The sequence below is a fragment of the Lunatibacter salilacus genome (genome assembly GCF_009797935.1).
Classification (GTDB): domain Bacteria; phylum Bacteroidota; class Bacteroidia; order Cytophagales; family Cyclobacteriaceae; genus Lunatibacter; species Lunatibacter salilacus.
This window is the reverse complement of record NZ_VOLC01000005.1, coordinates 145,418-160,957: the sequence shown is the minus strand read 5'-3', so window position 1 is coordinate 160,957 and position 15,540 is coordinate 145,418. Positions and strand designations below refer to the sequence as shown.

Annotated in this window: 9 protein-coding genes; 5 read left to right on the top strand and 4 right to left on the bottom strand. The window is 41.4% G+C overall.

Annotation, left to right across the window (positions count from 1 at the left end; translation table 11 throughout):
- Positions 1-4: 4 nt before the first annotated feature.
- On the top strand, positions 5-2,191 hold the full coding sequence (locus FQ608_RS08870; protein ID WP_158857582.1) for a DUF6851 domain-containing protein: 2,187 nt from the start codon (positions 5-7) through the stop codon (positions 2,189-2,191).
- A gap of 7 nt (positions 2,192-2,198) precedes the next feature.
- On the opposite strand, the gene FQ608_RS08865 is transcribed toward FQ608_RS08870, so the two are convergent.
- From FQ608_RS08865 to FQ608_RS08850, 4 genes are all read right to left on the bottom strand, one after another.
- Positions 2,199-3,914 (bottom strand): CRTAC1 family protein, encoded by a 1,716-nt coding sequence (locus FQ608_RS08865; RefSeq protein ID WP_158857580.1) that lies wholly within the window; start codon positions 3,912-3,914, stop codon positions 2,199-2,201.
- Between the two features lie 32 nt (positions 3,915-3,946).
- A complete protein-coding gene (locus tag FQ608_RS08860; RefSeq protein WP_158857578.1) occupies positions 3,947-5,308 on the bottom strand; it encodes a vanadium-dependent haloperoxidase in 1,362 nt (453 codons plus the stop codon).
- A gap of 198 nt (positions 5,309-5,506) precedes the next feature.
- Positions 5,507-7,072: a purple acid phosphatase family protein gene (locus FQ608_RS08855; protein ID WP_158857576.1), complete on the bottom strand. Its 1,566-nt coding sequence runs from the start codon at positions 7,070-7,072 to the stop codon at positions 5,507-5,509.
- Between the two features lie 116 nt (positions 7,073-7,188).
- Positions 7,189-8,307: an alpha/beta hydrolase-fold protein gene (locus FQ608_RS08850; protein ID WP_158857575.1), complete on the bottom strand. Its 1,119-nt coding sequence runs from the start codon at positions 8,305-8,307 to the stop codon at positions 7,189-7,191.
- 291 nt (positions 8,308-8,598) lie between these two features.
- Between FQ608_RS08850 and FQ608_RS08845 the strand changes: the two genes are divergently transcribed.
- The 4 genes from FQ608_RS08845 (at position 8,599) to FQ608_RS08830 (ending at position 15,526) form a co-directional block, all read left to right on the top strand.
- The gene (locus FQ608_RS08845; RefSeq protein WP_158857574.1) at positions 8,599-9,927 is read left to right on the top strand and encodes a ferredoxin reductase family protein; all 1,329 of its coding nucleotides are present in this window, start codon (positions 8,599-8,601) and stop codon (positions 9,925-9,927) included.
- Between the two features lie 391 nt (positions 9,928-10,318).
- Positions 10,319-10,876 carry an RNA polymerase sigma-70 factor gene (locus FQ608_RS08840; RefSeq protein ID WP_158857573.1) on the top strand — a complete coding sequence of 186 codons (558 nt, stop codon included), beginning with the start codon at positions 10,319-10,321 and terminating at the stop codon, positions 10,874-10,876.
- A gap of 152 nt (positions 10,877-11,028) precedes the next feature.
- On the top strand, positions 11,029-12,015 hold the full coding sequence (locus FQ608_RS08835) for a FecR family protein (RefSeq protein ID WP_158857572.1): 987 nt from the start codon (positions 11,029-11,031) through the stop codon (positions 12,013-12,015).
- Positions 12,016-12,214: 199 nt separating this feature from the next.
- A complete protein-coding gene (locus tag FQ608_RS08830; protein WP_158857571.1) occupies positions 12,215-15,526 on the top strand; it encodes a SusC/RagA family TonB-linked outer membrane protein in 3,312 nt (1,103 codons plus the stop codon).
- The last annotated feature ends 14 nt before the right edge of the window (positions 15,527-15,540 follow it).

Below are 15,540 nucleotides of genomic sequence, written 5' to 3'. Positions count from 1 at the left end.
ATTTATGGGCATCAGGGTGTTCATTTTCATAACGTTTCTTCTAGCATCGAGAGAGTGTTTAGGAGATCATTCCATTGCGCGTAGATGGAATGAAGCTTTGTTGCAGGCCATCCGAAATGATTTCGCACGCCCCACCGTCCATGCCAGGAATTTGTTCCATCTCTCCGCGGGAATGTATGATACTTGGGTAGTTTATGGATCTCACGGATCCCCTTATTTCCTAGGCGAACAGCACGGTGAATATAGTTTTCCCTATGAAAAAATAACTTTGCCGAAAGATGTAAAAGTTGCCAGGGAGGAAGCACTCAGCTATTATTGCTATAGAATGATAAGGTTTAGGTTCAGAAACAGTCCGGGATGGGAGAAAACCTTTCAATTAATTGACAACTTAATGGATGAGTTGGGATATGATCCGCAGTTTACCAGTGAGATATATGTTGAAGGCAGGCCTGCCGCACTGGGAAATTATTTGGCGGCAAAGGTCATTGAATTCGGACTACAAGATGGTTCGAATGAGGGAGGGAGTTATCAAAACCTGGAGTATGCGCCGATAAACGAGCCGATGGTTCTTAGAAATCCCGTTATCCCCGAAATTGTTAATCCCAACCGTTGGCAGCCCTTGGCATTCGACACCTTCATTGACCAAAATGGAAATGTGATGACTGCCGGGACGCCGCCCTTTCTAAGTCCGGAGTGGGGTAGAGTTATACCATTTTCCCTAAATGAAGAAGACTTGAACATCTACCAAGTCAACGGAATGGAATGTTTGGTTTATCACGACCCAGGAGAACCGTTCTTCTTAAACTCAGAAAATGAATCGATATCCTCGGCTTTCAAAAGGAATTTTACATTAGTTGCTAACTGGAGTTCTCATTTGGATCCTTCAGACGGTGTCATTTGGGATATTTCACCGGGGGCAATGGGAAATTTTGATATTCACCGAACGTTGGGAAATGACGGACTCTTTGAATTATACCTCGATCAAGGAGGAGACGTAGGTACTGGATATTCTTTAAACCCTAAAACCAACCAGCCTTATGAACCTCAACTTGTTCCCAGAGGGGATTATACACGGGTGTTGGCTGAGTTTTGGGCAGATGGCCCTAGCTCTGAAACCCCGCCTGGACATTGGTTTTCACTTTTGAATTACGTAAACGACCATCCACTATTTGAGAAAAAATTTCTAGGCAAAGGTGAGGTTTTAGATCCTTTGGAATGGGATATTAAAAGCTATTTTTTATTGGGAGGGGCTATGCATGATGCCGCAATCACAGCCTGGGGCATTAAGGGATATTATGATTACGTTCGCCCTATTTCTGCGATCAGATACATGTCCTATATGGGACAGTCAAGCGATGAGACTTTACCCAATTACCACCCCGAAGGTATGGAGCTGATGGATGGGATGGTCGAATTGGTGGAACCATCCGATCCGCTATCTGGTCCTGAGGGGGAAAATGTTGGGAAGATAAAGTTATTGGCATGGAAGGGGCATGAATACATCGAAACTGCCGAAGATCAAGCTGGAGTAGGATGGGTTCTAGGAGAAGAATGGTGGCCCTACCAACGGCCGACATTCGTTACTCCGCCTTTTGCCGGATATGTTTCGGGACATTCTACCTTTTCAAGGGCAGCTGCGAAAGTTATGACACTGCTAACTGGGGACGAATATTTTCCGGGAGGAATAGCGGAATTTGTCGCAGGGAAAAATGAATATCTGGTTTTTGAAGAAGGTCCCAGTGTCGATGTGGTGTTGCAATGGGCCAGGTATTATGACGCTGCAGACCAATGCAGTTTATCACGGATATGGGGAGGAATTCATCCTCCTCAAGATGATCTGCCGGCCCGGCTGATTGGAGAAACAGTGGGTGCGGAGGCTTTCAATTTTGGCGTTCGTTATTTTGAGGACGTAATACTGGGTACTAACGATGATGAATGGGGTCAGTCTGTGTCTTTTTTTCCAAACCCAGTAGTGAAAGGAGATGAGCTATATTTGCGTTTCCCTACAGACAGGCAAGATATAGATGTCAGCATCTGGACGATAGGTGGAGCTCTGGTCTATGAGGGTAATGCCTTAACAAGCCAAAATCAAAAATTAATCTTTGATACTGCTTCCTTTAGATCGGGAATATATGTAGTAAAAGTGACGCACAAATTGGACATGGTGGCCAAATTGATTCGTGTGGAATAAGGGTATTCTATACCCGTCTCCTAAAATAAACGACAAAGGCTCCTGCTACAATACCTATCAAAATAAAAATTCCTATCCAAAAAGGAGAAGTGCTTTTGGGATTTTCAGCAACTGTTATTTGTTGATTTGCTGCAACATCCAGCAAAACCTGCTCATCTCCCCCCAGCCACTTAACTTTGACGGTGTCGACGGAGGTTGCACTTCCCAAGCCGAAATGCGCTATAACTGAATTTTGTGAAAGGTGGCTGCTACCCCCATCTATTTCCCGGATTAATCGTTGACCATCTACTGTAACTTCCACCCGGGAACCGATTCCATTCAGATCTGTATGCGTTCCTTGTAGAGCTACTTTTAACCAGTTGCCATAGCTGGAATCGTTTCTATACAATGTGGTGGAAGGAATCTCATGGAGTCCATCATTTACCGGAAACTGATTGACAACTAACAAATCCAAATCTCCATCATTGTCAAAATCAAAAACTACTGAACCCCTCCCGATGCCAACATCTGCCAACCCTTTTTCATTGGCTTTGTTGATGTATTTTCCGTTTTCCAAATCAAAATAGTAGTTGGGTATGGGAAATACCTCAGGATTAAGGGCTCCATTTGCCACAAACAATTCAAGGTCTGTATCATGATCGAAATCAGCAAAGTTCGCTCCCCAGCTTATGGGTAGACTTGGCCTGCCCTTTTCACGGATCATGTTAATTTTTATTCCTAATTCTTCATTTTTGTTTACAAAAGGTAGTCCAGAACCTTGACTGACCATCAAAGGGTTTGCCCTAATGTTGGTGAAATAGTAATCTAAATTTCCATCCTTGTTATAATCTCCGACGGCAACTCCCATCCCGTTTATGGGCAGGTCCATGTCCAGGGAATCTCCAATTTCAAGGAATTCCTTTTTCGGATACAGATTCTGAAGCAATTTATTCGGAGTTGATTTGTATCCAAAGTCGTGGTTAACAATTATATCCAAATCCCCGTCATTGTCAAAATCTGAAAGAACGCCTCCAAAGCCAAACCCCTTAAAATCCAATCCATAGTCATGATATCGGTCTTCAAAGGATTTCCCATTTTTATTGATAAATAAAAGACCTTCCGCCATTTGGTTGGATCCTACGATAATGGCGTCATTCATAATATGAAGCTTACCGTCAAACATTTTAAAATAATTGCCAACGAATATGTCCGGATATCCGTCCTGATTTATATCTCCAAAAACTGCACCGGTACTAAAAGTCAAGTATCTATCAAGGCCATACTCTTCCGTAGCATCTCTAAATGTGCCGTCACAATTATTGATATAAAGAATATTGGCAGCTCTGGGAACGGGCTCTTTGCTGTCCTTTAATCTGATCGTAGTTACAAAAAGATCCCGGCACCCGTCTCTGTTTACATCAGCGGATATGGCTCCCTGGGTGATATACTTTTCCTTGGTGCGGAGGCCGGAAGTGTCGTAAACATTTTTAAAGGTTCCATCACCATTGTTTAAATAGAGGTGGTCATCCTCCATTCCTCCGGTGATAAATATATCCTCCCATCCGTCATTGTTGTAGTCAAACACCACTACACCACCACCGAATGTCCCCTCGTACACTTTGAATATATGGTCTATACCAGCCTCTTTTGTTACATCTACGAATGCGGTTTGAGCTAGGCTAAGATTTCCGATAAAAAGGAAAAACGCAGCATAAACCCCGGCACTAAGAAATGTTTTTGGCATATGGCGAAGTATTTTTTGGAATGAAGCAGGCTTTAGTTGTCCCATTTTAGGCTATTTACATGCTCACCCACTTTCTTACCTTCCTGAAGCCCTATGACATTGTCATATTCTGAATGGATGCCGCCCAGAAACCGGGAGTATGCTGTTTCTTCAGCAACCTCCCAAAAAGAGTTGAAGTGTCTTTCTTTGTATTCCACATTTCTTAGTTTGTCTTTTTTTCTCTTCGAGTGAGTGACATCCACAAAGTCAAGCTTTTCTCCAAAAACGTCAGACAATACCGTGGCTACTGCCGCTGCTTGGGTGGCATGCCCTGAGGGAAAGGCAGGGAAAGGTGGGTCTGGCCAAAAGGGTTCCCATTCATCATCAATGTATTCACTGATATACGTAGATGGCCTCTCTGAAAAGTAATGATATTTCATTTTCCAACAGACTACAAAAGCATCTGCCACTGCTAATCCTACCCGGGCATATGCTTCTGCTGCAGTGATCATGTCAGAATTTTTATTTCCAACTACTAGCGTCACCAAATTGTATGAGTGACCTGGCGGGGTTGCAGTTTCACCTGGATCATCATTCCACCACATGGCAATTTCTTTTTGTTCTTGGCTTAGGTTGGTGTTATGATCATATACACGGTGAAATTCCTGAAAGTACTGTGAACTGTTTAGCGAATCATAGGGGAGAAATGGAGGTATGTACCAGTCGGCATTTTCAACTAGGAGTGTTCTATTCTCCCCCCAATTCGGATGCAATGGGAGCCTGCTGATAGTTTGGGCAAAAAATGGTGGTCTCCAATTTCCCCGATCGGATTTTTGAACAAAATTAACATCAAAGTTTTTCAGGTATCCCCTGTGTCCTCCGTCTTCTTTAGACCATTCAAAGATGACTGAGGCGACTTCTTGCCCAAAGGCAATGGATCGATTAATTATAATTTCGTCTGCTGCTTCCTTACCCAGAACAATCTTTAATACAGATTCCAATGAGTCTATTTTCCGTTTATTTTCATCAGAAGTCTGCTGATAGATCTGTTTCAGGATGTACGCTTGTGAGGCGTTGAGACTTAGGGCCCAGTTATATTGTTTATCTTCTTCCGGAATCGGAAGTGGGGGCATATCATTGAGCTGCCCTGATAAGGAATTTTTTCCCGCAAATCCATGCACCACAGACTCATACATAGTAAGACCTATGTATCCAAAAGCCCGGCTGGCAAAAGTAGGAGAATTGGCTGGAGTGTGTTGGGTAATATGCAAAGTCATATTTGCCCATATTGCCGGCAATTCATGTTCAGAAATTTCAGGTAAAACAGGAACACTGGGAGCAGGATCCCTACATGCTCCAACTAAAATAATCAGACAATAACAGTATAGATAGGGTTTACAGTTAGTTAAAATCATTAATAATGGTTAGAATTTATACTGCTCAATGCGAAGATTTCACACTTGGAGATATCTTCGCATTTATGGTACATTTACACCTGAATTTCTTTTCACATACTGGTAAAAATAATGAATTTAATAGATAGTCAATATTTTTATACAGTAAATATTCGAAATCGAATGTTTCGGTTTAATAGGCAAGGGTAAGCGGAAATCTTAATCCGGAATAACCTGCCCATCAACATCCGTAACGATATCGATCTGTTCAGATTCTTTGACTAATCGAACTTGAAATGAGATTTTACCATCCGCTTCCGATGCTATTACGCGGCTCACACTGTATCCGGGGTAAGCCGCCAGAATTTTTTCCTGCGTTGAAGCGGGTAGTTGGTCTTCATAAGGTATAGTGTTTGAAAAAAGTTTTTCTTCCACGGCCTCGCCCTTACGCTCGACAAAGGTGTTAATGCCGGATTCTTCTTTGGTTAGATCAAACGCATCATAGAGTTCCCCAATGGCTGTATAGGCTTCAAAGTGGAGTTTATCACCTTCTATCGTTATGACCTGAAACAACTGGGTGTTTTCGGCTGCCCGATCCTGCTCTGCTACAGTATCTGTCCATCGGTTGGGATTTAATCCGTACATCTTTCCTCCACTAACAGAGACTACATACACTGTCCCTGTCTTATCCCGCATATTGACTCCATCCAATACGTTGTCTTCTGGGGAAACACGCCCTCGGGCATAGCTGTGGTCGTGGCCCTGAAGTGCCAAATCTACGTTGTATTTGTCAAAAATAGGTTTCCACAATTCTCTTAACGGCGTATTATCCCGGCCTGCCGAAGCGGAGAAAAGGGGATGGTGATAGGTTAAGATTGTCCATTTTTGCGGATTGTCCGCTAATACTTCTTCCAACCAAACAGCCTGCTTTTGATGTTCCACGTTACTGTTTAGGGAAATGAGGCGCACATCCTGATAGTCCATATAATAGACGGTCTCTTCAAGACCCTCTGGTCCATTTTTCGGAAGCGTAAATTGGTGATTCCACTGCGCTGAAAGTTGGCGGGGAGAGTTTTCTCCGTTGATTTCGGGAATTGCCCGGTATTCGTGATTTCCAGGGGTAGGAACAGATGGTAGCATACTGTGTATAAATCCTCCCGCTGTAAACCACTCGTGCCATTCTTGCTCCCTGTGGGCATGATTAACCAAATCCCCCGCATGAATGATGAACTTGGCCTCTGGTGCTTTTCTATATCCTTCCCGGATCAGCCTCGCCCAAAGCTCTAGAATATAATTTTGGGCATCACCCAGATATAAAAATGAAAACTTTTCGTCTTTCTTGTCGGATGCCGTACGAAACTGAATCCATTCACTCCAAGTTTCGCCATCGCCAACCCGATAGGCATATACTGTGTCCGGAATCAAATCAGTGAATTCCACAGAATGAAAATGGGCTTTTACTTCCGCCTCATTGATTTGCAACGCATCAAATACGCTGGTTGTAGCGGTTAACGTTTTACCATTTCTCCAAAATTTTGGGGCCGCCGTTGCCACCGCTATTTCCGCTTTGGCTACCTGTACGGTAGTATCAGTTCGCCAGGTGACATTTACTTCGTTGTGCGGACGTTGACCAAAGTTTATCACAATTCTGTCAGGGTAATAGGAAGGCTTACTCCATTCATAACGGAATTTTGGTGCTTTATAGACCCGCATTTCCTGCGCTACGCTGGCGGAAATAACGAGGAAGGTAAAGAGTATGGGTAGAAAATTTTTAAACAGGTCCATGTAATGGTGAGTTTGAGGGGTTTGTTTTTGGTAAAATAAAGGTAGAAGCTAAACATGTAACCTTGATCTGATTGATGTTATCAATCTGTTAACTTTGCTTTGCTGTATAGTTTTCTTCAATTCTGAAATACCTTTTGGGCAAACTCATACAAATGCCTACGCCAAACCTGCCATTCATGTGACCCTTGCACAGCATGCCATTCATGCTGGATTCCCTTTTCTGCCAGGGCCTCGTGCTGCATTTTCGCACCTTCATATAGAAAATCCTGCTCACCACAACCTACCCAGTACAGATTTACCCGATTATGAAATGAATCCACATTCTGAAAGATTCCGCCAAACGAAGTTTCTATATCAAAATCCCTGGCACCACCGCTAAAAGCCCCTATGGCGCTAAACAGATCTAAATGCGCAAATCCAACCCGCTGTGCTTGGCCCGCACCCATCGAAAGACCCGCTATCGCCCTGTTTTCTCTGTCATTACGTGTGCGGAAATTAGCTTCAACGGATGGTATCACCTCTTTGATCAGGTTTTCTTCAAACCGGTTATCCTTGGCTTCCGGCCTGCTGGGATTTGGGGAGGCTGGGTCAGCGGCATAACCGTTATCCATCACTATAATCATTGGTTTTGCTTTCCCCTCTGCGATAAGATTATCCATAATCACATTTACCTTTCCCTGCATGGTCCATCCCAATTCACTTTCCCCTGCCCCATGTTGCAAGTATAGCACGGGATATTTCACCCCAGTTTGGGACCGATAGCCAGGCGGCGTATATATGAGACATTTCCTCATTGTATTTGTAATGGATGATGAATACCAGTGGGTAGTTACTTCTCCCTTGGGTCCCTCACGGGGAGAATAGAAGCTTGGAGTAGGTTCAGGGATTTCCAGTCCACTAGTCCATTTTCCCCAGCCGAAGTAGAGCTGGCTCCTAGGGTCGGCGCATTCAAATCCGTCAATACTCAGGTTGTAATAGTGAAAGCCAGGCCTACATGGATTGGTCTGGACTGACCAGATCCCATCCTCATCTTTAGTCAGGGTATACTCAGCTGCCCCCATGGCGTCCGGATCACTTAGGTTGATGATCTTTACTTCTCTTGCGTTTGGTGCGTTCACGGTAAAGGTCACCCGGTTTTCTGAATCTATAGGATGTGAATTCATCAACTGACTATATCCGGTCAAAATCCCTGATGGAAATAGATAAAGAAATGAAATGAGTAGAAATCGGTTCATAGTTATTTTGGGTTTTATTACGGAGATTCTCAACCTAGACAACGGATCGTTTTGTTTGCTAAATGAAAAGCGATGCTATAACTGTTTGTCAAAATTATTCGACTTATAAAATTAACCTTTTGTTTGAGGATCTGAGTTTCTTTTTTTACATTTTTCGATCAAGTTCGTTTTCAGAAACAGACCAATTATGTCCTTTTTCAGCTGTCAGGCATTTTAGGTTTGATTTTGGCAGGCAGATTGTGTGGTAAACGGCATTGATACCGCAGCCACTTTAACTTACAAATATTAATAATGTATCAAAAATCTAGGATTAAACCCTACAGTACCACCAACGGCTTACTTTGGCTGGGGATTTTTGTTGTAATTGCGCTGCTTCCACTGGCAATCGCATATTCAGGTCCGTTACCTCCAGTTCGGACTTTTCTGGAGGAATTTGGTGTTTCATTGGGTTTTATCGGGTTGTCCTTGTTTGCCCTGCAGTTTTTGTTTTCCGGTAGAGTCAAAGGAATAGCGCCTTCATTCGGCGTTGATAATATTGTACAGTTTCACAAAGAAATCGGAGTCATTGCCATACTGTTTTCCTTGGCTCACCCAATATCCATGCTGCTTGCTGATTGGGGTTATGTCAGTTTTTTCGATCCAGAAGTAAACCTTCCAAGAGCAATTTCCTTGGTTGCGGTTACGATTGGGATGGTGTTATTGTTGGTGACCAGCCTTTGGCGTTTGTCCTTTGGCCTGAGTTATGAGGTTTGGAGATTGATACATGGTGTACTTGGGTTTTTGATAATTTTTGTAGGAGTAGTGCATAGTGTCCAAGTGGGACATTACTTGGACGGCTTGGAAAAGGTGGTTCCGTTTGTGGTACTTTTTGCCTCATTGACGTATTTACTGGCACATACCCGTCTTGTCCGTCCGTATAGAAATAAAAGGAAACCCTATATAGTAAGGGAAGTGGTTCCGCAGCGGGACGACTGCTACACACTTATCTTAGACCCCAAAGGTCACGATGGTATGGCATTTGAACCGGGGCAGTTTATTTGGATTACAATCAAATCTTCCCCGTTTTCACTGCAGCAGCATCCATTTTCCTATTCTGGAAGCGCAGCTAAGTCGTCCATATCCATTACTGCAAAGCAGTTGGGGGATTTTACGGAAAAATGGGAGACCCTCAAATCCGGACAACAAGCATTTGTGGAAGGCCCATTTGGCTCCTTTACCCTTAAAAATAGGCCTTGTTTTTTTGTAATGGGTGGAATAGGCGTGACCCCTGCCATATCAATACTGACTACGCTCAAGGATCTTTCAGATAAAAGAGAATGTGTGTTGTTGTACGGGAACGAGGACTGGAAAAAAATCCCCTTTCGTGAACAATTGGATCAGTTACAGAAAGAGATAAACCTGACAACAGTTCACATTCTGGAAAAGCCCCATGACGACTGGGACGGCGAGGAGGGATTAATAAATGAGGACGTGATCCAGAGATTCCTTCCAAAAAATAAAGAACAATTTGATTATTTTATTTGTGGACCGGCGCCCATGATGGATGTGGCAGAATTGGCATTGCGTAAAGCCGGAGTGCCTTGGAACCAAATTTATGCCGAAAGATTTGATCTAGCGTAAAGAAAAGACAAATGGAAAAACATTTTAAAATATTTTATATAACTGTAAAACGGATAGCCAATATCCTTGGATTGCTCTTTTTGGCTCTTGCATGGCTAATAGCCAGTAGGGGAGGGTGATATTTGCAATATTTTTTGCCTTTGCAGAAAATTTGAAGAATATTTTTGTCCAAACCATATATTTGGAAATTGATGAATGGAGATAATTCGAAATCATGAAAATAAAAGTGTTTTGTTTAATGGAGATCAAAACGTTTTTGGAGAAATCTATCCCATAAATTACATTTGATTATAGAAAATACTTTTCTAAATTTAGCGATAAAGTGGTTTTGATCACCTTTCACTAAATAGAACCTACGATTAAATCTTACAAGTCCCATAGCGATGACGAGTTGTTGATCCTTATTAATAAAGGGGACAGAGAGGCATTTAATGAAATTTATCAGAGATACTGGCTGAATCTTTTACAAATAGCAGTGAGGAAGGTTTCCGTTCAGGAAGAAGCTGAGGATATAATCCAAGACTTATTTGTTTCAATATGGATTAAAAGGCATAGCCTGCACATTCATACTACGTTAAAAGCATATCTTTTTTCTGCATTGAAGTATAAGATCATTAACCTATACGAATCAAAATGCGTCCGAAAAAATTACTCAAGCTATGTAAGTGCCAATTGTAAACGGCATGATAACACAACTGAAGAAATGGTTGTGTACAATGAAGTCCAGCGGGAATTTGAAATTGGGTTGGAGAAGCTTTCTCCAAAGGTGAAACATGTTTTCCTACTTAGCAGGAATGACAACCTTTCCATCTCAGAAATTGCTGAAAGGCTTGACATATCCCAGCAAACCGTAAAAAACCAAATAAGTAAAGCGTTAAGAATGCTTAAAGCTCATTTGATTCACGGATATATAATCTCAGCTTTTATTTTTACTCTTGTGTATAACTGAATGAAAATAAGGGTCCAGAGTATGATCCTATGGATTTTTTTTTTATTATCTTAATTTTTTTCAGTTTAGTATAGTACCAAAGTTCTTCTTATCTGACTTAATAGATATAAGCAATATTCGAGGTGATTACATTATAAATTCGATTGGACCTATTGGAAAATACAGCGTTTCAACAATTATTGAAAAAGTATCGCCTAGGTGAATGCACGGAGACAGAAAGTCAATTTGTTGAGGAATGGTACAGCAATCTTGATAAAGAGGATGTTGTAAAAGTTCAGGATATAAACTCCCTGGAACGTAAGCTATGGGCCAATATTTCAGATAAAATCGACCAAAAAGAATTCGAAAACAAAACTGGCGATGATGCACGGAAATGGATTATTCATCGGAGTGTTATCCGAAAGCTTGCAGCCATTATATTGATAGGGCTAGCTTTCTTGGGGTTACAGTTAAACCAAATCTACAGACAAGCAACTCCTGAGGAAAAAGTTATAAACCCAGAGTTCTCGACTGTCTTCCTTTCCGATGGGAGTATTGTCAAGCTGAAAGGCGACAGCCAGTTGGAATATCCGAATAAATTTATGGGAAATACAAGGGAGGTAAATCTTGTAGGGGAAGCTTTCTTTGATATTGCCAAGGATTCAATAAAACCATTTATCATACATTCTCCCAATATTACTACAAAGGTATTGGGTACGAGTTTTTCTATCAAAGCTTATAAAGGTCACAACTCACAGGAAGTGGAGGTGGTTACTGGAAAGGTGTTGGTATCTGTGAGACAATTATCGGGAATAAGTAAGGATATCATATTAATCCCAAGTCAAAAAATTATCTATAATCAAAAATTGGACTCGTTAATTGCTATCAATACAATTGATTCCACACCAATCACACAGGTTACACCTCCAAATTTGGTGTTTATCGAAGTACCATTGCAGCAAATAGTAACAACGCTAAGCGATTTGTATGACAAGCAAATAATTCTTAAAAACAGTGGGATGAATAACTGCCTGATTACCGCTGATCTTACAGAAGAACCTTTGGAGATTTGTCTGGAGATACTGGCGAAATCAATTAACGCCACCTATACAATTAACAACCAAAATATAGAAATAAACGGATCTGGATGTAACCCCTAAAACAAAAACGTATAAGAAAAAAACGATGTAATTAAAACAAAAGGCCAAAAGTGTTGGAGCCACTTTTGACCTAAATGTAATCCCTGAGTGATAGGTTTTAGAACCTAAAGGGGAAGTATTTGCTAAAAATTTATTTCAACAAAAACTTTACAAATGTATGAAAATTCAATTACAACACAGAGCATTATTTAAAAAAATAATGAGAATTTCCTTAATTCAACTGGCAGTTCTATTGATAGTTACTGGAGTTTCATTTGGTGGACCGACAAGTGCACAGAATATACTTAAAACCCAAATTTCGTTAAATATTCAAAACAAGCCCTTCAAGGAGGTGTTGAAGGTTATAGAGCAAGCAGCAGATGTTAAATTTGCTTATAATGCGAGTATTATAAGATCCAGTGAAAATTTTTCACTGAAGATTGAGGATCGGGAACTCAGTTATATTCTCGATCTACTTTTTGAAAGAAATAATATTAAATACCAGGTAATAGGCAAACAGATTGTTTTAAACCAGTATTTCTACGAGATTAAAAATTTCAAACCTATAATTACTGTAGTTCCAAGGATTTCAATAACTGGGACTGTAACTACCTCCGACGGGGTTTCTCTCCCTGGTGTTACAGTATTGGTCAAGGGTACATCTTTGGGTACCGTGACAGATGTAGATGGAAAATACAAATTGGATATTACTGATGGCACCAATACAGTATTGGTATTTTCCTCTATCGGGTTTATTTCGCAGGAAGTGGCGGTGAGTGGAAGATCAATTATTGATCTCGTTTTAGAGGAGGATGTACAAAGTCTGAGCGAAGTAGTCGTGACGGCATTGGGTGTTGAGAAGGACCCGAAAAGCATTACCTATGCCACCCAAAAAGTATCTCCTGAGGAAGCTTTGCGGGTAAAAGATCCGAACTTTATGAATACCTTGGCGGGAAAAGTGGCTGGTGCTGTTATCACTAAAGGTAATTTTGGGCCTGGGAGTGCTCCCAGAATCTTGCTAAGAGGTAACAAATCACTCACAGGAAACAGTGAGCCCTTATTTGTATTAAATGGTGTTCCAATGGTTGGTGGTACAGATATCCTGTCCAATTACAATCCAGAAGATATAGAAAGTATCCAAATATTAAAGGGAGCTTCGGCTGCGGCATTATATGGAAGTGAAGCAGCTAACGGGGTGATATTAGTCAACACCAAAAAAGGGAAACGCGGTGTTTCCACCGTTGAATTTTCGTCCAATTTGACTGTGGAAAACGCCGTAGACCTTCCCCAGCTTCAAACCTCATATGGACAGACCGATCCCAATTTCAACGATAGTTGGGGGGAACGGATTAATAACGGAAGTGACCGACATTTGAAAGAATTTTTCCAGCCAGGGACGACCCTTATCAATTCCCTTGCTTTCTCAAGTGGCAGCGAGATAGGTCAATTGTACATGTCCTACTCAAACACGAAGGCCAATGGAATTCTTCCAGAAAACGACCTAAAGCAAAATAATTTTACGGTTAGGCTAACTTCTCAGTTTTTTGATGACAGATTGTCCATAGATGGGTCAATTAATTATACAAATCAGGAAATTTACAATCAAAATTCAGCAGGTGGTTATAGCGCACTACCTGGAATATATTCATTTCCCGTTGGAGATGACTTCTCCAAATATGATAGGGATAATTTTGAAGTATGGGACCCTGTCCGTGCAATGAATGTGCAAAATTGGCCATATATACGGAACGAAACATTTCCAAACCAGAATCCTTACTGGGTACAGCACAGAAATCAGCGGGATTTTATAAGGGATCATTTAATTTCCGCATTAACTGCCAAATATGAACTTTTCAGTTGGTTGGATTTACAGGGAAGAATCACCTATGACAAGATTGATGATAAATCTGAGTTTCGACACTTCGCTTCTACTCAGGCTACGGTAGCGGGACCAAATGGCGGGTATGGAATTGGAAGAAACAATACCGAAAATATTTATTCGGACTTGCTTTTAATTGGTAATAAGAATTTAGGCTCCGATTTTAACTTAGCAGGTACCTTGGGATTCAGTAATCGGGAAACCACGAGCTCAAGTTTGAACCTGTCCAGCACGGTTCCTACCTCTCTTACATTTCCCAATTATTTCTCTGTATTTGCCTTAAACGGGCCTTTCAATAAAAGTGAAGGCCTAAGAAAAAACGTCACACAAGCCGCATTCGGAAACCTGACACTGGGATACAGGGATAAATTATACCTTGACGTTACAGGTAGAAACGAATGGAGTTCGACAGTTTCACAACCTTTCTTTTATCCATCTGTCGGACTCTCCTATGTACTGAAAGATGTATCTGGACGAATGGGGTCATCAGCAACTGGGTTTTTGACCTTTGCCAAATTAACCGCTTCCTTTGCTGAAGTGGGAAACAGCCTTCCGTTTGGAATCGCAAGCTGGAACCCGCCAATGTCCTTGGACAATAATGGTAATATAAATGCAAGAGGTACCCTGCCATTTTTTGACGGGAATGATACTATAAATCTTAACCCGGAGCGAACAAAGTCCTATGAATTTGGTGCGGAAATGAGGTTTCTGAACGACAAGTTAAGCTTTAATATAAACTATTATAATGCCACGACCTATGATCAGGTCTTTCAAATTCAGGCACCGGCAGGGGCAGGAGCCTCCAATTTTTGGATCAATGGCGGAATAATAAGAAATAAGGGATTTGAAGGCATTTTAAGCTACAATTCTACTTTGGGAAAAGTCAGATGGAATTCGACAGTTAATTTTTCTCACAATAGAAACCAAATCAGACAGCTAAGTGACTTATTGCAGGCTGAGCGTTTCGTATTGACGAGTTTTAATCAGAGTAGATTGGTTTCCATTTTTCTTACGAGGCCGATTGATGGAAATTATGCGGCTTTTGGAGACATGTATGGCAGGGTTTATCAGCGCGATGAAAACGGTGTCCTATTGACCAATGATAACGGTATTCCATTAGTTTCCCAAAATCCAGACCAGTTTATAGGAAATGCCAACCCTGACTTTCTCGCTGGCTTCAACAATTCATTTTCTTACAACAATTTTACATTCTCATTTTTGATTGATAGCCGATTTGGGGGTGGAGTTGTAAACCGAACAGAAGTATGGTTGGATTACAAGGGGCTTTCAAAGCGCACTGGTGAGGCAAGGGACAACGGAGGTGTAATGGTGAATGGTGAAATGGTTGATGCCAAGGAATTTTACCTAAATCAAACGGGCGCTGGTGCCACAGCGGTTGCTTCTGAATATTACTATGACGCTACCAACATCCGGTTAAGGGAGTTTCAATTTGGCTATAAGATCCCAATTACATCCAATTTCTTTAAAGAACTAAATCTGTCATTAGTAGGTAGGAATTTGTTTTTTCTGTATAAGAATGCCCCATTTGATCCTGAAATCAGTGTGAATACATCCCCCACTTCAGAAGGGATAGCATCATTTAGCCAGCCGCAGACACGGTCATATGGAGTAAGTTTGAGAGCAATATTTTGACGCAATCATATAAC